The sequence below is a fragment of the Kribbella sp. NPDC104740 genome (assembly GCF_055583505.1).
Window position 1 is genome coordinate 86,142 of record NZ_JBVJNV010000002.1, and the last position, 19,326, is coordinate 105,467.

16 protein-coding genes are annotated in these 19,326 nt (G+C 70.6%); 11 read left to right on the forward strand and 5 right to left on the reverse strand.

Annotation, left to right across the window (positions count from 1 at the left end; translation table 11 throughout):
* Positions 1–353: 353 nt before the first annotated feature.
* The 4 genes from ACZ6Z4_RS10085 to ACZ6Z4_RS10100 are packed head-to-tail and all read left to right on the forward strand — an operon-like array spanning position 354 to position 4,677.
* Positions 354–989: an ABC transporter ATP-binding protein gene (locus tag ACZ6Z4_RS10085; protein ID WP_465563740.1), complete on the forward strand. Its 636-nt coding sequence runs from the start codon at positions 354–356 to the stop codon at positions 987–989.
* On the forward strand, positions 986–2,893 hold the full coding sequence (locus ACZ6Z4_RS10090) for an FtsX-like permease family protein (protein ID WP_465560911.1): 1,908 nt from the start codon (positions 986–988) through the stop codon (positions 2,891–2,893). The genes ACZ6Z4_RS10085 and ACZ6Z4_RS10090 overlap by 4 nt, the downstream gene beginning before the upstream one ends.
* A gap of 37 nt (positions 2,894–2,930) precedes the next feature.
* Positions 2,931–3,551, forward strand: a complete 621-nt coding sequence (locus tag ACZ6Z4_RS10095) for a DUF5998 family protein (protein WP_465560914.1) — start codon at positions 2,931–2,933, stop codon at positions 3,549–3,551.
* A 4-nt stretch (positions 3,552–3,555) separates the two neighbouring features.
* Complete coding sequence (locus ACZ6Z4_RS10100; protein WP_465560917.1) at positions 3,556–4,677, forward strand: alkaline phosphatase family protein; 1,122 nt, start codon at positions 3,556–3,558, stop codon at positions 4,675–4,677.
* Positions 4,678–4,778: 101 nt separating this feature from the next.
* Here ACZ6Z4_RS10100 and ACZ6Z4_RS10105 read toward each other — a convergent pair whose 3' ends face one another.
* Complete coding sequence (locus ACZ6Z4_RS10105; RefSeq protein ID WP_465560922.1) at positions 4,779–6,422, reverse strand: S8 family peptidase; 1,644 nt, start codon at positions 6,420–6,422, stop codon at positions 4,779–4,781.
* Between the two features lie 90 nt (positions 6,423–6,512).
* On the opposite strand from ACZ6Z4_RS10105, the gene ACZ6Z4_RS10110 reads away from it, so the two are divergent.
* The 3 genes from ACZ6Z4_RS10110 (at position 6,513) to ACZ6Z4_RS10120 (ending at position 9,204) form a co-directional block, all read left to right on the forward strand.
* Positions 6,513–7,166: a thymidine kinase gene (locus ACZ6Z4_RS10110; RefSeq protein ID WP_363676884.1), complete on the forward strand. Its 654-nt coding sequence runs from the start codon at positions 6,513–6,515 to the stop codon at positions 7,164–7,166.
* Complete coding sequence (locus ACZ6Z4_RS10115; RefSeq protein WP_465560926.1) at positions 7,163–8,026, forward strand: sulfurtransferase; 864 nt, start codon at positions 7,163–7,165, stop codon at positions 8,024–8,026. The genes ACZ6Z4_RS10110 and ACZ6Z4_RS10115 overlap by 4 nt, the downstream gene beginning before the upstream one ends.
* Positions 8,027–8,133: 107 nt before the next feature.
* On the forward strand, positions 8,134–9,204 hold the full coding sequence (locus ACZ6Z4_RS10120) for a DUF4185 domain-containing protein (protein ID WP_465560931.1): 1,071 nt from the start codon (positions 8,134–8,136) through the stop codon (positions 9,202–9,204).
* Here ACZ6Z4_RS10120 and ACZ6Z4_RS10125 read toward each other — a convergent pair.
* Complete coding sequence (locus tag ACZ6Z4_RS10125) at positions 9,201–9,677, reverse strand: GNAT family N-acetyltransferase (RefSeq protein WP_465560935.1); 477 nt, start codon at positions 9,675–9,677, stop codon at positions 9,201–9,203. The two genes, ACZ6Z4_RS10120 and ACZ6Z4_RS10125, sit on opposite strands and share 4 nt — an antisense overlap.
* A gap of 98 nt (positions 9,678–9,775) precedes the next feature.
* The gene (locus ACZ6Z4_RS10130) at positions 9,776–10,606 is read right to left on the reverse strand and encodes a phytanoyl-CoA dioxygenase family protein (RefSeq protein ID WP_465560938.1); all 831 of its coding nucleotides are present in this window, start codon (positions 10,604–10,606) and stop codon (positions 9,776–9,778) included.
* A gap of 103 nt (positions 10,607–10,709) precedes the next feature.
* On the opposite strand from ACZ6Z4_RS10130, the gene ACZ6Z4_RS10135 reads away from it, so the two are divergent.
* The gene (locus ACZ6Z4_RS10135; protein WP_465560941.1) at positions 10,710–11,321 is read left to right on the forward strand and encodes a nitroreductase family protein; all 612 of its coding nucleotides are present in this window, start codon (positions 10,710–10,712) and stop codon (positions 11,319–11,321) included.
* A gap of 103 nt (positions 11,322–11,424) precedes the next feature.
* Here the strand turns inward: ACZ6Z4_RS10135 and ACZ6Z4_RS10140 are convergent, their stop codons facing one another.
* Together ACZ6Z4_RS10140 and ACZ6Z4_RS10145 are read right to left on the reverse strand one after the other, a co-directional pair.
* Positions 11,425–15,096: a S8 family peptidase gene (locus tag ACZ6Z4_RS10140; protein WP_465560944.1), complete on the reverse strand. Its 3,672-nt coding sequence runs from the start codon at positions 15,094–15,096 to the stop codon at positions 11,425–11,427.
* A 31-nt stretch (positions 15,097–15,127) separates the two neighbouring features.
* Positions 15,128–16,012: a LysR family transcriptional regulator gene (locus ACZ6Z4_RS10145; RefSeq protein WP_465560948.1), complete on the reverse strand. Its 885-nt coding sequence runs from the start codon at positions 16,010–16,012 to the stop codon at positions 15,128–15,130.
* A 72-nt stretch (positions 16,013–16,084) separates the two neighbouring features.
* On the opposite strand from ACZ6Z4_RS10145, the gene ACZ6Z4_RS10150 reads away from it, so the two are divergent.
* The 3 genes from ACZ6Z4_RS10150 (at position 16,085) to ACZ6Z4_RS10160 (ending at position 19,323) form a co-directional block, all read left to right on the forward strand.
* Entirely contained in the window at positions 16,085–17,035 is a 951-nt protein-coding gene (locus ACZ6Z4_RS10150; protein WP_465560950.1) for a dihydrodipicolinate synthase family protein, read from the forward strand.
* 10 nt (positions 17,036–17,045) lie between these two features.
* Entirely contained in the window at positions 17,046–17,828 is a 783-nt protein-coding gene (locus ACZ6Z4_RS10155; RefSeq protein ID WP_465560953.1) for an alpha/beta fold hydrolase, read from the forward strand.
* 115 nt (positions 17,829–17,943) lie between these two features.
* Entirely contained in the window at positions 17,944–19,323 is a 1,380-nt protein-coding gene (locus ACZ6Z4_RS10160; protein WP_465560956.1) for an ABC transporter substrate-binding protein, read from the forward strand.
* Positions 19,324–19,326: the final 3 nt, after the last annotated feature.

Genomic DNA, 19,326 nt, shown 5'->3' on the forward strand with positions numbered 1-19,326 from the left:
GACCCCGGGACGGGCAGCCCACGTTCCCTGAGCTGTCAGCGTGATCAGACTGCGAGGAAGCAGGTCTGGCCGCGCGCCATAGGTGGTCACCGGGACAGGCTAAGTGGTCGAGCTGAGCGTCAGTGTCGGGTGGGCGAGGGTTTTTGGGGCGGTCGAACGGCTACGGCGGTGTACGACCTGGGGACTACGGCGGGTCGTCCTGGGGCTACCTAAAGGTGAGGGAGAGACCGGTCCGTCGGCCGATTCACACCGCAGCGCAAAGCGGGAGAGTTCGGGGTATGACTCAGAGCGGGCCTCAGATGGTGCAGATTCCTCAGCGGAGCGAGTTTCCGGCGTTGGCCGGGCGGGGGTTGGTGAAGTACTACGGGGAAGTGGTGGGGCTGGCGGGGGTTGACGTCGCGGTCAGGCCGGGGGAGGCGTTGGCGGTGATGGGGCCCAGTGGGAACGGGAAGACCACCTTGTTGCATGTGCTGGCGGGGATTTTGACGCCGGATCAGGGGGAGGTCTGGCTGGGTGGGGAGCGGGTGGATCAGCTCGGTGATGCTCAGCGGACGGTGTTGCGGCGTCGGCGGCTGGGGTTTGTGTTTCAGGACAATCAGTTGCTGGCGGAGTTGCCGGCTGATGAGAACGTGGCTTCGCCGTTGATGGTCGACGGGGTGTCGAGGAGAGAGGCCGTCACGCGGGCTCGGGCGATGTTGGCTCAGGTGGGGTTGGCCAACGAGGCGACGCGGAGGCCGGGGGAGCTCAGCGGGGGACAGGCTCAGCGGGTGGCGATTGCGCGGGCACTGGTCGGGGAGCCGCAGGCGGTGTTCGCGGATGAGCCGACGGGGGCGTTGGACGCGGCGACCGGGGCTCAGGTGATCGATCTGCTGATCGGGGCGGCGACCCACAGGGGTGCGGCGGTTGTGGTCGTGACACACGACGACGCGGTCGCGGCGCGGTGCCATCGCGTGGTGCGGATCGTGGACGGCCGGGTGAGTGAGCGATGAATCCGATGACCTCGCTCGGGTTGCGGTTCGTCCGCAGACCGGGGCCGGGCGGTCGGGCCGCGAATCTGGCCGCGTTCGGCGCCACGGCGATCGTCGCGTTGCTGATCACGTTCCTGGTCGCGGGGACGCTCGGGCTGACCGAGCGGAGCGATCGGATCGGCTGGCGGGTCAGTGACGGCGGAGACGCCGGTACGGCGGTGGGGGTCACCAAGAACGTCGACGACATGGTCGACGGGAAGCCGTTCCAGCGGCTCGATCTCGCGGTGGTCAACGAGAAGCGCAACGCCGAGTTGCCCCCGCCGCCGGGCCTCAAGCATGCCCCGAAGCCGGGTGAGGTGTTCGTCTCGCCTGCGCTCGCGAAGCTCTGGGGACCGGATCTCGCCAAGCGGTACGGCGTCGCGACACCGACCGGCACGATCTCCAGCGACGGCCTGTCCTCGCCCGACGAGCTCGTCGCGATCCGTGGTCTCGCCGAGAACGCGCCGGGGCTGCAGAAGAACAACCATCCGCACTACCTCGACACCTGGCACGGTACGTCGACCGACGAGCGGATCGCGACGCTGCTCGCACTCGTTGCCTTCGGCATCGCTCTGGTCCTCTTCCCGGTGCTCAGCCTGGTGGGTCAAGCGGCCGGTGTCGCCGCCAAGCGGCGTGAGCACCGGCTCGCGGCACTCCGCCTCGCAGGCGCGACCCGCAGCCAGGTCCTCCGACTGAGCGCGGTCGAGCAAGCAGTCCTCGGTCTGCTCGGCGCGATCGCCGGCCTGATCGGTTACACCGCGCTCAGTCCGCTGATCGCGCGCATCCCGCTCGGCGGCGGCCGCTGGTACGTCAGCGATCTCACCGTCAGCTGGTGGCTCGTCCTGGTCGTGCTCGTCGTCGTACCGCTGCTGTCGGTGCTGAGCGCGCTGATCGGTCTCGGCCGGGTCAGCATCACGCCGCTCGGTGTCGTCCGCGGTCAGACCCGCAAGGGGATCACGCCGTTCCGGCTCGGCCTGCTCGTGGTCGGCCCGGTCATCCTCGGCGTGATCGGCACCGGCGGCGCGCTGCTCCCGCTCGTGATCGGCGTCGGCTTCGGTGCGCTCGCGGTCCGCGTCGTCGGTCCGTTCGCCGTCCAGATCATCGGCCGCATCCTCGCCGGTACGGCGAAAGGCCCGGTCGCGCTGCTGGCCGGCCGGCGCTTGGTCGACGACCCGAAGGCCGCGTTCCGCCCGGTCGCCGCGCTGGTGCTGAGCGGGTTCGTCACCGGGTTCCTCGCGCTGTTCATGCCGTACGGCATCAACGGCGACGGCAAGGACGCCGCGTTCGAGTTCTACACCACTCAGGCGACCACCCAGACGGTCGCCCAGGACGCGAAGGACCGACTCGCCCGAGCCGGCCTGAAGGGCGAGGTCACCACCGGCGACCAGACCGTCGAGATCGTCGTACCGGGCAACAATCGCGAGACTGTCCGGACCGTGCTCTACGACCTTGTCCCGGGCAAGGTCCCGCTGACCGACGCCGAGAACGACCAGCACCAGGCCGGTCTCTACCTCGACATGCGCCTCGGCGTCGCGCTCCTGCTCGGGCTCGTGTTCGTCACCGGCGCCGCGTCGACCGCGGCCGGAGCCGTCGGTACGGCGCTCGACCAAGCGGGCCCGGCCAAGGCGCTCCGCAGATCCGGCGTACCGCTGAGCGTGATCGAGCGCTCGTCGAGGCTCGCGGCCGTCGTACCGGTGATCGGTGTCGGTCTGCCAGTGGTCGGGTTCGGAGCGCTCTGCGGGCTGCTGCTGAGTGGCGGGCAGGTGATCACGCAGGGCAACTGGGGAGTCCTGCTGCTGTTCGGTCAAGTCGCGGTCGGGCTGATTCTGGTCGCGCTCGCCGGAGCGGCCGGCGCGCCCGTACTGCGCAAGGCCAGCGTGGGTTAGCCGCAGCGAACGGACCGGCGCATGCAAGGATGAGGGCATGCGTGACCTGAATGCGCCGGTCCCGGAGCTCACGGACGCCTCCGCCGCTTTGCGCGAGGCGATCGACCGGTGCGGCTACTACCCCGACGTGGTGACCGACTCGTTGGCGATCGCGATCGCCAGCGAACCGATCCGGGCCTTCGTGCTGCAGCACGAGCCGACCTTCGACCGCGACGAGGTCCGCCGGCACATCACCATCCTGGCCCTCACCCCGACCCGGCTGATCGTCGGGCACACCGACGAGCACGCCGCCGACGACCTAATCCGGGCGCCGTACGCGTCAACCTCGACCGAGGCGATCCCGCTGAACCGGGTGAACGCCGTGGTCGTCAACCGCGTCGTCCCGAACCCGTCGGCCTACGCCTCCGGCAAGGCCGACCCGGCGTCGGCCTCGGCCGGCGGCGAGGTGGTGCTGACGATCGGCTGGGGCATGGTGAACCGGATCGACCTCGAGCCCGCCGTCTGTGCCGACCCGAACTGCGAGGCCGACCACGGCTACACCGGTTCGGTGGCCGCCGACGACATCTCGCTGCGGATCAGCGCGGCCGCCGACGGCCCGGCCGGGATCCAGCAGGTGCTCGACTTCGCCGCCGCACTGTCGTTCGCGACGACCCGCTAGCACCGTGAGCGACCCGACGCCGACACTGCCCGCGTACGGCGGGGGCTCGCTGGCCGACGTCCTGCCGTCGGTCGCCGGGGCGCTGTCGGTCCCGGGCGAGCAGAATCACCTCGGCCTGCCGGAGGCCCGCCGGTACGCGGTACTGCTGCTCGACGGTCTCGGCTGGAACCTGCTGCGCCGCCACCCCGAGCAAGCGCCGTACTTGAGCTCTCTCGACGCGAAGCCGCTGACGGCCGGCGTACCGTCGACGACCGCGGCGAGCCTGACCAGTCTCGGCACCGGCCTGCCGCCGGGCGCGCACGGGATCGTCGGGTACTCGTCGATCGTGCCGGAGACCGGCGCGCTGCTGAACGCGCTGGCCTGGGACGCGCCGGTCGATCCGCGGCGCTGGCAGCCGCACCCGACCGTGTTCGAGCGGGTCGCGGCCGCTGGTGTCGCGACGCGGAACGTCAGCAAGGCGCGGTTCGACAAGTCCGGGCTGACCCAGGCGGCGTTCCGGGGGAGCGCTCACCGGGGCGCTGACACGATCGAGGACCGGCTGGACGCGACCAGGTTCGCGAGCCGCGAGGGCAGTTCGTCGCTGGTGTACGTGTACGACTCGCAGCTCGACTACACCGGTCACATGCAGGGGTGCGAGTCGTGGCAGTGGGGCAAGGAGCTGACCGCCGCCGATTCGTTCGCGCAGCGGGTCAGGTCGTCGCTGCCGCGCGACGCCGTACTGGTCGTCGTCGCTGACCACGGCATGGTCGACGTCGCGCCCGAGGACCGGATCGACCTCGACGCCGACCCGACGCTGACCGACGGCGTCCGGCTGATCGGGGGCGAGTCGCGGTTTCGCCACCTGTACTGCGTACCGGGTGCCGAGCCGTACGTCGCCGACCGCTACCGCGAGCTGCTCGGCGACCGTGCGCTCGTGCTGTCCCGGTCGGAGGCGGCCGAGCGCGGCTGGTTCGGCCAGGTCGAGGACCGGGTCGCACCGCGGATCGGCGACGTCGTGGTCGCGGCGCTCGGCCCGGTCGCGCTGGTCGCGGGGACGCGCTTCCCGCAGGAGGCCGGCCTGATCGGCGTCCACGGTTCGCTCACGGAGGACGAGATGGCCATTCCGCTGCTGATCGACGCGGGCTAGAAGACCTCGGCGCGCGCCGGTACTTGTTGGGTACGAGCAGTGCTCGGCATGCTGTCCAAGTCTGGTGAGGCGCGTGAGTCAGGTGGCCCCGTCGTCCGGGGCTAGAAGCTCCAGACGTTCCAGAAGAACGTCGAGGTCGCGTCCCGCCCGTCGCCGTCCTGGGCGCGGATCGTCACCTTGTAGCGCCCGGCGCCGGACGTCAGCACGCCGGTGATCCAGCCGCGCTCGGGGTCGATCTTCAGGCCCGGCGGCAAGCCGGTCGCGGTGTAGCCGATCTCGCCCTTGCTGCTCATCCCCTTGATCAGCAGCGGTACGGCGGGCAGCCCGCCGATGCCGAGCTGCTCACCGGGCTTGGTGATCGTCACGCCGGACGACGGCGTCTTGGTCGCCGCGCCGACGGCCTCGGCCGCGTCGACCAGGCCCTCGCCGTAGTACGAGTTGTTGTCCTCCGAGCCGGTGCACTCGCCGCCGGAAGTGGCCGGGCAGGTGAGGTCGTTGGCCTGGGCGGTCAGCCGGTCGCGGACCTGCTCGGGGTTGAGCTTGGGGTTGACGCTGCGCAGCAGCGCGACGACGCCGGCGACGTGCGGCGAGGCCATCGACGTACCGTCCATCGTCTGGTAGCCGCCGCCCGGGACCGTTGAGTAGACGTCCTCGCCAGGCGCCGCGACGGTGATCTTGCCGGTGCCGAAGTTGGAGAAGCTCGACTTCACGCTGCCGCCGTCGACCGAGGCGACCACGACCATGTTCGGCAGCTCGGTGGGCAGGCTCAGGCAGTCGTTGGTGATCGTCCGCTGGCCCGGGGTCGAGTCGTTCGGGCTGGTGTCGTCGCTGGACTTCTCGGCCAGGTTGTACTTCTCGTTGCCGGCCGCGGCGACGTTGACGACGCCCTTGCTGTCGGCGTACGCGACCGAACGGCGGACCGCCTCGGCGATCGCGTCCTGGTCGGGGTCGCTCGGGCAGGTGAACAGCCACGGGTCGGTGTAGTAGCTGTTGTTGGTCACCGAGACGCCCTTGTCGGCCGCGAAGACGAACGCGCAGACCGTGTTCTCCGGGAAGAACAGCTGGTTGCCGGCCTCGGCGACCCGGATCGACGACACCCGTACGCCGGGAGCGACGCCGACCATGCCCTTGCCGTCCTTGGCCGCGGCGATCGAGCCGGCCACGTGGGTGCCGTGCTCGCCGACCGGCCGCCAGGCGCCGGGCCGGGTGTCGGCCTTGCCGTACGCGCAGGACGCCGACCTGGACGCGTCGAAGTTCGGCTTCAGGTCCGGGTGCTGGTCGTCGACCCCGGTGTCGAGCACGCCGACGGTGATCGACTTCGAGCCCGGGTTCACCGCCCAGGCCTGGTCGGCCCCGATCTGCTGCATGTCCGGCCGCGGGATCTCCGGCGTCTCGTCGGGGTTCTCGGCCGGGGCCGGCGGGATCGGCGGGTTCGCCGCGTCGGCCGGCAGGTCCGACGTCCGGGTCGCGCCGACCTTCTGGACGCCGCTCACGCCGCGCACCTTGGTGGCGAAGTCGGCGGCCGCGGAGTGCACGACCAGGACGCCGATCGCGTCGTACGCCGCGTAGACGGTGCCGCCGTTGCTCGTGATCGCGGACGTCACGGCCGCGGTCTGCTTCGGGGCGGTGATCACGAAGTACGCGCGCAGCCCCGCCTCGGCCCGGACCGGTACGGCGGCGGCCGGAGCCGCGGCGGTGGTCAGCACCAGGGCGAACGACAGGGCGAACAGCAGAGCTTTGCGCACGACCAAGTAGAACCTGACAAAGGTGCAGAACAAAAGCCGACGCCCCCCGGCGTTACTGACCCGCAAGCGACTTTGGCAGGATGGGCGCCCGTGGCTGAGCTGCTCTACTTCACCGGGACCATGGACTGCGGCAAGTCCACCCTCGCGCTGCAGATGGATCACAACCATCGGGCCCGCGGCCGGCTGGGGCGGATCTTCACCAGCCACGACCGGGCCGGCGACAACGTGCTGTCGTCGCGGCTCGGCCTGGCCGCCGAGGCGATCGAGGTCCGGCCGGACTTCGACTTCTGGGACTACGTCGTCGGCGAGCTGACCCACGGCGGCCGGATCGACTACGCGGTCTGCGACGAGGCGCAGTTCTACCAGCCCGAGCAGGTCGAGCAGCTGGCCCGGATGGTCGACGAGCTGCAGATCGACGTCTTCTGCTTCGGCATCCTGACCGACTTCCGGGCGACGCTGTTCCCCGGTTCGGCGCGGCTGGTCGAGCTCGCCGACCGGATGGAGCTGCTCCAGGTCGAGGCGCTGTGCTGGTGCGGCGAGCGGGCCACCCACAACGCGCGGACGGTCGGCGGCGAGATGGTCACCGAGGGCGAGCAGCTGGTGGTTGGCGACATCGAGCAGGACGACCGCGAGGTCGCGTACGAAGTACTCTGCCGTCGGCACCACCGGCGCCGGCTGACCACCGCCCGGGCCCGGGCCACGCTGTCTCCCGAGGTACTCCCGTTCGGAGGTTCCGCATCATGAGCCCGTTGATCACCGCTGCCGAGCTGCGCGCCGCGACCGGTGTGGTCGTGCTGGACGCGACCTGGAACCTGATGGGCCCGCCCGGCCGGGAGGCGTACGACGCCGGGCACGTGCCGGGGGCGTACTTCGTGGACCTGGACACCGAGCTGGCCGGGCCGCCCGGTGCCGGCGGCCGGCACCCGTTGCCTTCCGCAAGCGTCGTCGAGGCGCTGCTGCGACGGACCGGGATCGACGGGGACTCGGTGGTGGTCGTGTACGACGCCGCGAACTCGATGGCGGCGGCGGCGCGGGCGCGGTTCGTGCTGCGGTACTTCGGGGTGGAGAACGTGCGGGTGCTGGACGGTGGGCTCGCGGCGTGGAAGGCGGCCGGGGGAGAGGTCAGCGTGGAGGCGAGCGAGAGCCCGGCGGTGAGCGAGGGCGCGGCGGCGGAGCCTGCCGTCGGGGGCGCCGGCTCCTTCACGCCCACCCCGGGGAACGTACCGGTGCTGGATGCCGAGGGCGCGGCGCGGGTTGCTGCGGAGGGTGTGCTGCTGGATGCTCGGGCGCCTGAGCGGTTTGCCGGCGAGGTCGAGCCGATGGACAAGGTGGCCGGGCACATCCCGGGTGCGGTGAACGCTCCGACCACCGGGAACGTCTCCGAGGACGGGCGGTTCCTGCCGGCCGGCGAGCTGCAGGAGCGGTTCGCGAAGCTCGGCGCGGACGGGTCGCAGCCTGTCGCGGCGTACTGCGGGTCGGGTGTGACCGCGGCGCACGAGGCGCTGGCGCTGGAGATCGCCGGCGTGGACGCACCGGTGTACGTCGGGTCGTGGTCGGAGTGGATCACCGACCCGGACCGGCCGGTCGCGACCGGGCGGGACTGACGCCTTTCGACCAGGGTGGTAACCCTGAAGTGACCTGTTGACTTCGTTCCGCTCCGGTCCCAGGCTCGTGAGCAATCGATTTCCCGCCCCAGGTCGAGGAGCTCATGATGGATCGCAGGACGTTCTTGAAAACCGCCGCCGGAGCCGGCGCGCTGGCCGCGGCGCCAGGCGCTGCCTGGGCCGCACCGAGCAGCGCGAACGGCGTACAGGCTGTGCTGACCAACAAGGTCGCGGACCTGACCGGCTCCGGGTTGACCGACCGCTTCCGGATGGCCGCGACGGATCTCGGCATCCCCGCCCGCACGCCCGACGGCCGGATGCTGTTCATGTTCGGCGATACCTTCGAGCAGGCGCGGGTCGGCGGCGGCTGGTGGCGGTCGCCGGTCGCGCTCTGGTCGACGACGACCGACCTGAACTCCGGCGTGAAGTGGTCCGGTGCGGTCGGCGGCGCGGCCGCGCAGCAGCTGTGGGACTACCCGCACGACAACCCGACGTTCTCCACCGTGCTGCCGTCCGACGTGATCACGATCGGCGGGTCGATGTACCTGCACGCGATGGTGAACAAGGGCCTCGGCAACGTGGTCTGGACCGAGATCTGGCGCAGCGACAACTCCGGCGCGAGCTGGTACCACACCGGCGCGAAGTTCGACCCCAACATCGACGGTGGCCTGTTCCAGTGCATCACCTGGGGTGAGGGCAACGACGGCTACGTCTACGTGTACTCGACCGGATTCCAGCGCAACAAGCCGATCATCCTCAAGCGGGTCCGCAGCAACCAGATCGCGAACCCGGCGGCGTACGAGCCGTGGGGTTTCCGCGATGGCGTGTGGGCCTGGGGCAACCCGGCGACGCCGATCCTGACCGGGAGCTTCGGCGAGCTGTGCCTGCGGCCGCTCGGCGGGAAGTGGGTGCTGACCTGGTTCAACGCCGGTGACTACCGGATCGACGGGATCATCATGGACACGCCCACGTCGAACCTGTTCACGGCGTACCGGCAGACGCTGATCTACGGCGGCGCGTGGGGTCAGGAGAACGACAACCACGTTGCGCAGCTGTACGGCGGCTACATCATCCCCGGCTCGACGCTGAGCGACCTGCATCTCTCGGTGAGCCAGTGGAACACGTCGGCCGGCTGGCCGTACCGGGTCATGCAGTTCCGCGTCCGCGGCTTCGGCTAGAGGTCGAGCACCATCGTGTCGGAGCCGCCGTTGCGGCCGACGGCCCGGAAACCGAGCGACCGGTAGAGCCCGGCCGCCCGGTTCTCGGGCTCGACACTCAAACTGACCTGCCTGTACGACGCCTCGCGCGCGGCGCTGATCAGCTCGCTCATCAGCGCCCGCCCGACGCCTCGGCCGCGGCTCTCCGGATCCACGCCGATGCTGAACTCCGGGACGCCGTCCCCGACGTACCCGTAGCCCGGCCGGTCCGCGGTCAGCAAGCGCGCCCACGCGGCCCCGACCGGGCGGCCGTCGAGCTCGGCGACGACGCCGAGGTCACCCGGCCGCATCCATCCGTCGACGTACCGCCAGGCGTGGTCCTCGGCGCGCAGCTGCTCGAGCGTGAACCGCCCGGCGCCGTCCCAGTTGAACGCCTCCAGCAGCATCGCGGTCAGCAGGTCGAGGTCCTCGGCGGTCGCCGGTCGGAGCAGCATGAACCGATGATGTCCGACGCCGTGCCCGATCGTCAGCCGGTTTTGCACCGGGGAGGGCCGAGCGGTCCACCAGCCTGCTCGGACCTCCCCGGCAGCTCTCAGTACGGCAGCGCGACGTAGTCCACGTGCTGGCCGGCGTTCGGGTCGCCCGCGACCTCGCGCGGGACGTCGCGGACGATCAGGCCGGCCTCGGACGCGGCGGTCAGCGCGGCCTGGTCGTACCGGGTCTTGCCCCAGATGTCGACCATGTACTTGCGGGTCTTCAGGTAGTCGACGTACCGGGCCATGTGGGCGTCGTCGAGACCGAGCGCGGCGAACAGCGCGATCCGGTCGCCGTCCTTGCTCGCGACCCGCCACTTCGGGTACTTGTCGTGCTCGTGCGGGAGCGGGGCCTTCGACTTCGGGAAGCGCAGCAGGGTGCCGTTGCCGCTGTGGGTCGTGCGGAGGCTCCAGACCGCGACGTCGCCGACGCGGGTGCGCACGTACACGTTGTTGCCGACGTTCAGGTCGGGGGTGTTGTGCGACTGGTGCCGCAGGTTCAGGCCGCCGGTGTGGCGGTAGTGGTCCTGCAGGTAGATGCCGAACCGCAGGATCGTGTAGCGGCCGTTCCAGTCCGGGGCGTTCGGGTCGACCCGGTCCGCGTTGTCCTTGTGGAAACCACGCTGCACGCCGTTCACCGTGAACGCGCTGTCACCGGTGTAGACGATCTTGTCCTCGCCGAGGATCTGCCGGGCGATCTTCACGAAGTTGCCGTCGGTCAGCACCTCGCGCAGCCGCGGGTTGGCCAGCAGGTCGCCCCCGAAGCTCTTCCGCGACCAGTGCGCGGCCTCGCGGAGCCGCTGGACGTCGCTCGGGGAGTAGACCCCGCGCACGATCGTCCAGCCGTTCTCCCAGAACCCGTTCACGTCGACCTCGTTCACCGCGGACATGGCCCATCCTTCCGATCCGCCCGGCCCGGCGGCCTGGCTCTTACTCGCCACGATGCGAGCCGGCGCCGAAAGGTTGCGAGCTCGCGCGGTTATCGTGCGAAGCGTGGAGTTCGCCGACGTGGTCCGCCGCCGGAAGATGGTCCGCTCGTTCACCGACGAGCCGGTCGACCCTGACGTCGTACGGCGGGTGCTCGACGTCGCGCGCCGCGGCCCGAGCGCGGGGTACAGCCAGGGTGTCGAGTTCGTCGTGGTCACCGACCCGGAGACCCGCGCGGCGATCGCCGAGCCGGGCCGGGAGATGTTCGAGCAGCTGCAGCGGCCGGACTTCGTCGCGCAGGCGCAGGTGCACGTGGTGATCTGCGTGAGCCCGGAGATCTACAAGGGCCGGTACCGCGAGGCCGACAAGCAGCAGGTGGTCTCCGAGATCGACGAGGACGCGCTGTGGGTGGTGCCGTTCTGGTACACCGACGCGGGCGCCGCGATGACGCTGCTGCTGCTCGCGGCCGTCGACGAGGGGATCGGCGCGGCGTTCGTCGGCGGGCTCGAGGCGGACGACCTGCGCACGCTGCTCGGCATCCCGGCGGAGTACATCCCGGTCGGGATCGCGCTGCTCGGCCACGAGGCGCCGGACGCGAAGACGTGGGGCGACGTCGCGTCCGCGGGAAGGCGGCCGCGACGTCGGTACGACGAGGTCGTGCACCAGGAGCGCTGGTAGTCCGGCCCGGAAGCGCTGCTGGTCCGCGAGCGGTCCGCGCGCAGAAGCGCTGGACGTCCGGGGGCGATCCGCGCCGGCGATCAGCGCGGACCGTTCCCGGACCTCACCCGATCCGGTAGGCGCGGATCGTGGTCTGCTCCACGCTGTTGCCCTCGGCATCGATCGCGGAGGCGCGGAGCGAGACGAAGCCCTCCTTCGGGTGGCTCAGGGACACCTGCCAGCCCGCTCCGGCCTTGGTCAGGCTCGCCTGCTGCCAGTGCGCGCCGTCGTCGTACGAGACCTCGACGGAGCGCAGCGTCGCCTTGCCGCCGGTCGATCCGGGCTGGCGATCGACACGGACCGGAACGATGAAGCTGCGCCCGCCTGGAGCGTTGCCGGACAGGTCGAGCTTCGGGTCGAAGCCGACGGTGAGCAACGGCAGCGGCGTGGGCGTCGCGGTCGAGGCGGACCGGAAGGTCCATTCGGCGCTGATCTTCGTCCCGAGCGGCCAGTCCGGGTGCGTGCGTGTCACCTCCGAGCTGAGTCGGTACGCCGTACGCCCGGCCGGCACCTCGAACATCCCGACGCCCGGGACGTCGCTGGCCCCGATCGTCGTGCTCCCGGTGGACAGCGTGGTCTTCCCGTGGTCGCCGAAGCTGAAGTCGTCGGGCTCCGGCAGGCCGGTGTGCCCGGCGGAGTCCGAGAACAGCGGCAGGAGCACGTCGACGACGTTGCCGTCGCGCACCGCGAGGTGCGTCCCGGGGCCGGACAGCGGGAAGGCGAAGCCCGGACCGAAGACCGGCTTGGTCCACTCCTCGGTGAGCTTCTCGCCGCGCCGGTAGGAGTGGTTCACGACGCCTTGGTAGCCCTGCTGGACGCCGTCGCCGGCCGGTGGTGCGACGCGCAGCGAGGAGGTCCACTTGATCGGGCCAGGTGAGAAGTACTCCGTCCTCCGCGTCGGCAGGTTGACGGCCGACGACCACAGCAGCTCGCTGAGCTCCCACCGGCCCGAGGTGCTGGTGAAGTCGCGGTAGCCGGTCCAGCCGTCGCCAGGCGCGGAGTAGCTCGCCTGCACGGTCGCCAGGTCGCTGTTGCGCGGCCGGTACGCCGGGTCGCGCGGGATGCTGCCCTCGTACGGAACCGCCAGCTCGTACCGGTACGGGCTACCGGCGTTGCCGTCGATCGTGACCGTCGCGGAGGTGAGGGCCGCGAGGCGTCCCGCGGTAGCGTCGTCGGCGTACATCACCGGGAGAGACGACGCGTCGGCCTCGGAGAGCGCGATCGGCTCCGACACGCGGTAGAACGCGGCCACCGCACCGGCGGCTCGCAGCTGCCGCAACCGGTCCCGGAAGCTGTCCTCCTCGCCGGCCGACAGTGTGAACAGCGCCAGCTTGCCCTTCAGCCCGTGCGCGGCGATCTCGTCCGGGCCGGCATGGCCGACGTCGACGACACCGAGCTGCCGGCGGCCGACGAGCTGCGGACCGCCCGGAACCCAGTCGACCGGGACCTCGAAGGCGTTGGGCGCCTTGACGCTCAGCCGGACGAGCGGCCGCTCCAGCTGGGGCCTGGTGTAGAAGACGAAGTCGGGGTTCGGCCGCTTCGTCGGTACGGCGTACTCCTCCTTGCGGATCGGACGCACGAAGCCCGCGCGCACGGCGCCGTGCTCGTAGAGCATGCCGGTCATCCCGCTCACGACGCGAGCGTCCTTGGCGTCCACCTGAAGGCTGACGCGCCGACCTTGCCGGGCGTCGATCGCGAGCACGGTGTCGCGGCGCAGCGCGAGCTCCGGCTCGGCGGCGCTGGTCAGTGAGGACTCGACCCGGCCGGGGACCGGGGTCGCCACGTTGCTGAAGACGGCGTACCGGCCCGCCGGCAGGCGGAGCTTGTCACCGGCGCGGACCGGGTAGTAGCTCCCCTTGGGGTCGTCGAGGCTCTGCACCACCGAGAGCCCGCTCTCCGGCTTCACCGTGGCGCCGGTGCGGTCCTTCATGCTCACGGTGAGGTCGTAGCTCTCGGGTTCCTTGGTGACGCCGACCGGCGTCTGGACCACCGTGCGATCGCCGGTGGCGACCAGACGGCCGCCGTAGGTGCCGGGTGTCGCGTCGCCCGGGGTGAGTGTCACCGTGGCGCTCGCCTGACCGCCGGCCGGGACGGTGACCTTGTTCGGGCTGACCGTGAACAGCCCGGCGGCGTTCCCCGTCGCGTCGCGGACGTCGAGCGTCAGGTCGAGAGCGAGGGGAGCGCTCCCCGCGTTGCGGTAGATGATCTGCTGGGTCCGGGGCTCGGGGGTGCTGCTGGACCACCGGACGGTGGCGAAGCTCAGGCTCGCCGGAGAGCTGGTGACCTGCTGAGTCGTCGCGCGGGCGAGGTCGAGGCGCCCGGCGCCTTGTCCGTAGACGCCGGCGTCGACCGGGTGGGCGCCGTTCATCAGCGCGGTCTTGAGCTGGGCGGCCTTCCAGTCCGGATGCTGCTGGGCCAGGATCGCGGCGCCACCGGTGACGTGCGGAGTGGCCATCGAGGTCCCTGACAGCCGCGCATAGTGCTCGTCGACGGCACGGTCGTCGAGCGTTCCCGCGGCGCGGGCCGCGACGATGTCGACGCCGGGCGCGGCCAGGTCGGGCTTGAGGGCGAAGTCGCCGATCCGCGGGCCGACCGAGGAGTCCTCGGCGAGGGCGTCCTGCTTGCTGACCGAGGCGACGGCCAGGGCCGCGTCGGCGGTGGCCGGGGAGGAGACCCGGCCGTCCGGGCCATCGTTGCCTGCAGCAACTACGAACAGGGCGCCGGTCTGGGCGGTGAGGCGGTTGATCTCCTCCGACAGTGGATCGGTGCCGTCGGTGGGGCCGCCGCCGAGGCTCAGGTTCACCACCCGGGCGCCGCTGGTGGCGGCCCACTGCATGCCGGCGATGATCGCGTCGTACGGGCAGCCGTCGGGGTCGCAGACCTTGCCGATCAGCAGGTCGGCCTGCTTGGCGACGCCGACGTACCGGCCGTTGGAGGCGGTGCCGCGGCCCGCGATCGTGGACGCGACGTGCGTGCCGTGGCCGGTCTCGTCCTTCATGCCGGCCGGGTCGCCGGGGATGAAGTCCTTGGTGTCCTTCACGACTCCGGTGAGGTCGGGATGCGTGGCGTCGTACCCGCTGTCCAGGACCGCGACCTTCACGCCGGCGCCGGTGAACCCGGCCTGCCAGGCGGCCGGGGCGCCGACCTGCGGGACGCTGACGTCGAGGCTGGGTTTCGCGCGTCCGTTGAGCCAGATCTTGGTCGCGCCACCGGTCAGCGCGGCCTGGTCCGGGGTGGTGAGTTTGTCGTACGTCGCCGTCGACTTGGCGGCGGTCACAGCGGTGAGCTTGGCCGCCGGGAGTTGGCGGGTGATGCGGCCGACGGGCGCGGACTTCCGGGCGGCGCCGGACGACTGGATCAGGAGGGGCAGCTCTTTGGTGTGCTCGTCGTCGAGTTTCTGCCGGATCAGGCCGGTGACGTCGAACAGCGCCTTGTCGAGGGCGCCGGAGCGGACCAGCGGGAGCGCTTCCGCGGGGATCACGGTGACGCCGTCGGGGCCGGAGTGCCGGAAGAACCCGGCCGTCGCGGCGCCGGTACGGCGTACGGGGTGGATCTGGACGTCACCCTGGGAGGTGACGGTGACCTTGTCGCCGGTGATGAGGGTGACTGTCGAGGAGCGGGGCTGAGGCTGCGCGGCGCTGGGCTGGGTGGCGGACGAGGGCGCGGACAGGAATCCTGTCGCGAGCACTCCGAGCGCTGCCACCGGGGCGGCCAACCAGTACTTCTTCTGTGCCATGCATGGTATTGCCCGTAGGGGGTGTCCGCGTTCACACCGCGGCTCGGACGGCGTGGACGAAGGCGGCGATCGCTGGGTGCTTGGCGGCGCCTTTGCGGTAGGCGGCGCTCGTTCTGCGGCGGACCGTCAGCGGGACCAGGGTGACGCCGGGTGGTGGTGAACCGGCGGCGAGTTGCGGGACGAGGGAGACGCCTTGCCCGGCGGCGACGAGCGCGAGGACGGCGTCGAAGTCGTCGGCGGTGTGGCGGATGCGTGGGGTGTAGCCGGCGGCCTGGCAGACGTGCACGGTGACGGCGCGGCAGGCGGTGCCGGGCGACCCGGCGATCCAGACGGCATCGCGAGCGCTGGCCACCGCGGCCCCGGGTGCCGCGCCAGGTTCGTGGGGAACTGCTGTTGGCGTCGCCAGGTAGACCGTCTCGTCGACGAGAGGGACTGTCTCGACCGTCTCCAGAGCGGGGTCCGGGAGCACGTCGTAGTCGTTGACCAAGGCAACGTCCAGGTGGGACTTGAGGAGCTGTTGCGGGGCTTGGGCGGGGTCGAGCTCGGTGACAGTGAGGTCGAGGCGCGGGTGGTCGCGGGCGAGGCGGACCAGAGTGCTCGGCAGGAGCGCGCGGACGGCGGTGGGGAAGGCGCCGATGCGGAGCGGGCCGGTGAGATCGGGGGCGGCGAGGTCGGCTTCGGCCTGCTCGAGGGTGGTGAGGATCTTCTCCGCGTGCTCGACCAGGCGCACGCCGGCGGGGGTGAGACGGACGCGGCGGCCGGTGCGTTCGAGCAGCGGGGTGCCGGCTTCGCGTTCCAGGGCGGTGAGTTGCTGGGAGACCGCGGACGCCGTGTAGGTGTGGGCTTCGGCGACGGCGGTGATGGTGCCGAGGTGGGCGAGATCGCGGAGCAGGCGCAGGCGGCGGACGTCGAGCATAAGGCCAGCTTAAGCCGAGGCGTAGAAAGCTGAACTGGACCTTACGCATGGGCGCGGCCGAGGGTGGTGAATATGAAGCTGACTGGTGTGCTGGTGCCGTTGATCACTCCGTTCGATCGCGACGGGGGAGTTGCGGTGGAGGCGTTGGAGGGGCTGGCCGAGCGGGTGCTGGACGAGGGGGCGAGCGGGATCGTCGCGCTGGGGACGACGGGGGAGCCGGGTAGCTTGACGGCGGACGAGCGGCGGCTGGTGGTGGAGACGATCGGGCGGGTGTGCGCGGCGCGGAGCGCGACGCTGGTTGTCGGAGGCAACGACCCGGAGTTGGTCGCGAGGGCCGCAGAGGCAGTGGGTGCAGCGGGGACAGCGGGGGCGCGCGGTGTGGCGGCGCTGACCCTCGTACCGCCGTTCGTGCGGCCCGGTGAGGCTGGCGTGCTGGAGTACTTCCGGCGCCTGGAGAGTCCGGTGCCGGTGATCGTCTACCACGTGCCGTACCGGACCGGGCAGTCGCTGAGCGCCGCGACCCTGCGCGGGATCGCCGAGCTGCCGAACGTCGCCGGGATCAAGTATGCCGCCGGCGGGATCGACGACGAGACGATGCTGTTCCTGAGCGGTGGTCTGCCGGAGGGGTTCTCCGTACTGGGTGGCGATGATCCGTTCATCGTGCCGATGCTCGCGCTGGGTGCGCACGGCGGGATCCTCGCCTCGGCTCATCTGGAGACGCGGAAGTTCGTTGGGCTCGTCGAGGCTTGGCGTCGCGGTGACGTGACGACTGGGCGGCGGCTGGGACTCGAGCTGGTGCGCCTCTCCAAGGCTTTGTTCGCCGAGCCGAACCCGACGGTGATCAAAGCCGTCCTGCGCGCCCGCGGCGAGATCCCGACACCGGACGTCCGGCTGCCGCTCCTCGCCGCCGCTCGCACCTCCACCGAACGGGCCGTCGCGGCGAGCCTGCTGGCGGCGGAGGAGCCCGCTGTCCGCCTGACCTCCGCGCTGGCCGAAAATGAAGTGAGCGTGTCCGCGATCTGAGGAGCTGACTGTGGGCCAGTACGTCGAAGCCGGGGGAGTGCTGACCTGGTTCGAGGTCGCGGGTGAAGGCGAGCCTGTCATCCTCCTGCACGGCGGCGGCGTCGCCGGTGACACCTGGGTCGCACAGATCGACGCGCTCGCGCAGCACTACACCGTGATCGTCCCCGACCGCCGCGGCCACGGCCGCACCCCTGACGTCGACGGCCCGGTCTCGATGGAGCTGTACGCCGCCGATCTGGCCGCGTTCGTCGAGCGGCTCGAGATCGGGCCGGCGCGGATCGTCGGCTGGAGCGACGGTGGCAAGGTCGGCGCCTGGTTCGCGCTCGCGCACCCGGAGCTGGTCCGCAAGCTGGTGCTGATCGGCGCCGAGCTCACGACGGCCGGTCAGACGCCCGCGGCCGCGCAGATGATGACCGACGCGGGCCTGGAAGAGCTGGCGGCGGCGCTGCGCGCGCAGTACGAGCCGCTGGCGCCGGACGGCCCGGGTCACTTCGACGTGGTGTTCGCGAAGTGGGCTCAGATGTGGCGCACGATCCCGGACCTCGGGCTCAACGAGCTGAGCGACAAGCTCACGATGCCGGTACTCGTGATGCAGGGCGACGACGACGGCGTCCGGATCGAGCACAGCCTGGAGATCGCGAAGGCGCTGCCGCAGGCGCAGCTGGCCGTCGTACCGGGGGCTTCGCACGGGTTGCCGCTGGAGAAGCCGGGCATCGTCAACCAGCTGCTGATCGACTTCCTGGCCGACCAGCAGACCCTCAAGTTCATGCCGATGGGCGCCCTCGACAGCTGATCCACCCCGAATCCCAACCGTGACCGGATCAGGCGTTGATAAAGTAACACGCATGGTTTAACTTACTCGGAATTGGACCTGATGTGGCCCAGCCCACACCCCCTGAGGAGTTCCGATGACGAGAACGGCAAGGTACGTCGCGGCCTGCGCCTCCGTGGCTCTGCTGCTGACGGCGGCAGCCTGCGCGGACGGTACGACGCCGGCCGCGGACAGCGGTGGCGCGATCGACCAGAACGCCCCGGTGACGATCACCGTCGGCAACAAGCCCAAGCCGGACAAGCCGGCCGACGTCGCGTCGTTCGAGCGCAAGATCAAGGCGTTCACGGACAAGAACCCGAACATCACGATCAACGCCACCGAGACCGAGTGGGACGCGCAGACCTTCCAGGCCCAGGTGGCCGGCGGGTCGCTGCCGACCGTGATGAGCATCAGCTTCACCGAGCCGCTGAACATGATCCCGAACAAGCAGCTGCCGGACATCACCGACGAGCTGAAGCTGGTCGACCTGACCAAGGACCTGAACCCGCAGACGCTGAAGCTCGTCCAGGACGCAGGAGGCCGGATCTACGGCGTACCGTTCGAGGCCTTCTCGGTCGGGCTGGCCTACAACCGGGCCCTGTTCAAGCAGGCCGGTCTGGACCCGGACAAGCCGCCGACGAGCTGGGACGAGGTCCGTCAGTACGCCAAGCAGATCCACGACAAGACCGGCAAGGCCGGCTACGCGCAGCTGACCAAGGACAACACCGGCGGCTGGATGCTGACCACGATGACCTACAGCATGGGCGGCACCGTCCAGTCCGACGACGGCAAGAAGAGCACCTTCAACGACGCGCCGACCAAGAAGGCGCTGCAGCTGCTCAAGGACATGCGCTGGACCGACAACACGATGGGCAGCAACTTCCTGTACAACCAGGAGGAGATCCGGCAGGACTTCGCGGCCGGCAAGATCGGCATGGTCATGCAGGCCTCGGACGCCTACGACATGTGCGTGAAGAACTTCGGCATGAAGCCGGCCGACTACGGCCACGGCGCGCTGCCGCAGGACGGCGGCCCGCACGGCACGCTGACCGGTGGCTCGATCAAGATGATCAACCCGAAGGCGTCCAAGAACGAGATCGTCGCGGCGCTGAAGTGGATCAAGGCCACCGAGTTCGACAAGTACACCGACGAGCAGCTCGCCGTCGAGGACGCCAAGACCGCGATCGCCGACAAGGGCTTCGTCGGCCGGCCGGGTGTGACGCCGCTGAGCCAGGAGACCTACGACCAGTACAACAAGTGGCGCGAGCCGTACAACAACGTCCCGGTCGCCCAGTTCGCGGGCTACATCGAGTCGACCAAGTCGCTCAAGCTGCTGCCGGAGCCGTCGAACAAGGGCCAGGAGGTCTACGCCCTGCTCGACCCGGTCGTGCAGCAGGTGCTCACCAAGAAGGACGCGGACATCGACAAACTGCTGACCGACGCCGCCTCGAAGATCGACGCCCGTCTGGCCCGGTAACCC

What these genes read in the sequence shown, in the direction of transcription:
- ACZ6Z4_RS10145 (WP_465560948.1), bottom strand. Translation starts at nt 16,012, where the DNA reads ATGCTCGACGTCCGCCGCCTGCGCCTGCTCCGCGATCTCGCCCACCTC.
- ACZ6Z4_RS10160 (WP_465560956.1), top strand. Translation starts at nt 17,944, where the DNA reads ATGACGAGAACGGCAAGGTACGTCGCGGCCTGCGCCTCCGTGGCTCTG.
- ACZ6Z4_RS10120 (WP_465560931.1), top strand. Translation starts at nt 8,134, where the DNA reads ATGGATCGCAGGACGTTCTTGAAAACCGCCGCCGGAGCCGGCGCGCTG.
- ACZ6Z4_RS10125 (WP_465560935.1), bottom strand. Translation starts at nt 9,677, where the DNA reads ATGCTGCTCCGACCGGCGACCGCCGAGGACCTCGACCTGCTGACCGCG.
- ACZ6Z4_RS10095 (WP_465560914.1), top strand. Translation starts at nt 2,931, where the DNA reads ATGCGTGACCTGAATGCGCCGGTCCCGGAGCTCACGGACGCCTCCGCC.
- ACZ6Z4_RS10090 (WP_465560911.1), top strand. Translation starts at nt 986, where the DNA reads ATGAATCCGATGACCTCGCTCGGGTTGCGGTTCGTCCGCAGACCGGGG.
- ACZ6Z4_RS10130 (WP_465560938.1), bottom strand. Translation starts at nt 10,606, where the DNA reads ATGTCCGCGGTGAACGAGGTCGACGTGAACGGGTTCTGGGAGAACGGC.
- ACZ6Z4_RS10115 (WP_465560926.1), top strand. Translation starts at nt 7,163, where the DNA reads ATGAGCCCGTTGATCACCGCTGCCGAGCTGCGCGCCGCGACCGGTGTG.
- ACZ6Z4_RS10150 (WP_465560950.1), top strand. Translation starts at nt 16,085, where the DNA reads ATGAAGCTGACTGGTGTGCTGGTGCCGTTGATCACTCCGTTCGATCGC.
- ACZ6Z4_RS10140 (WP_465560944.1), bottom strand. Translation starts at nt 15,096, where the DNA reads ATGGCACAGAAGAAGTACTGGTTGGCCGCCCCGGTGGCAGCGCTCGGA.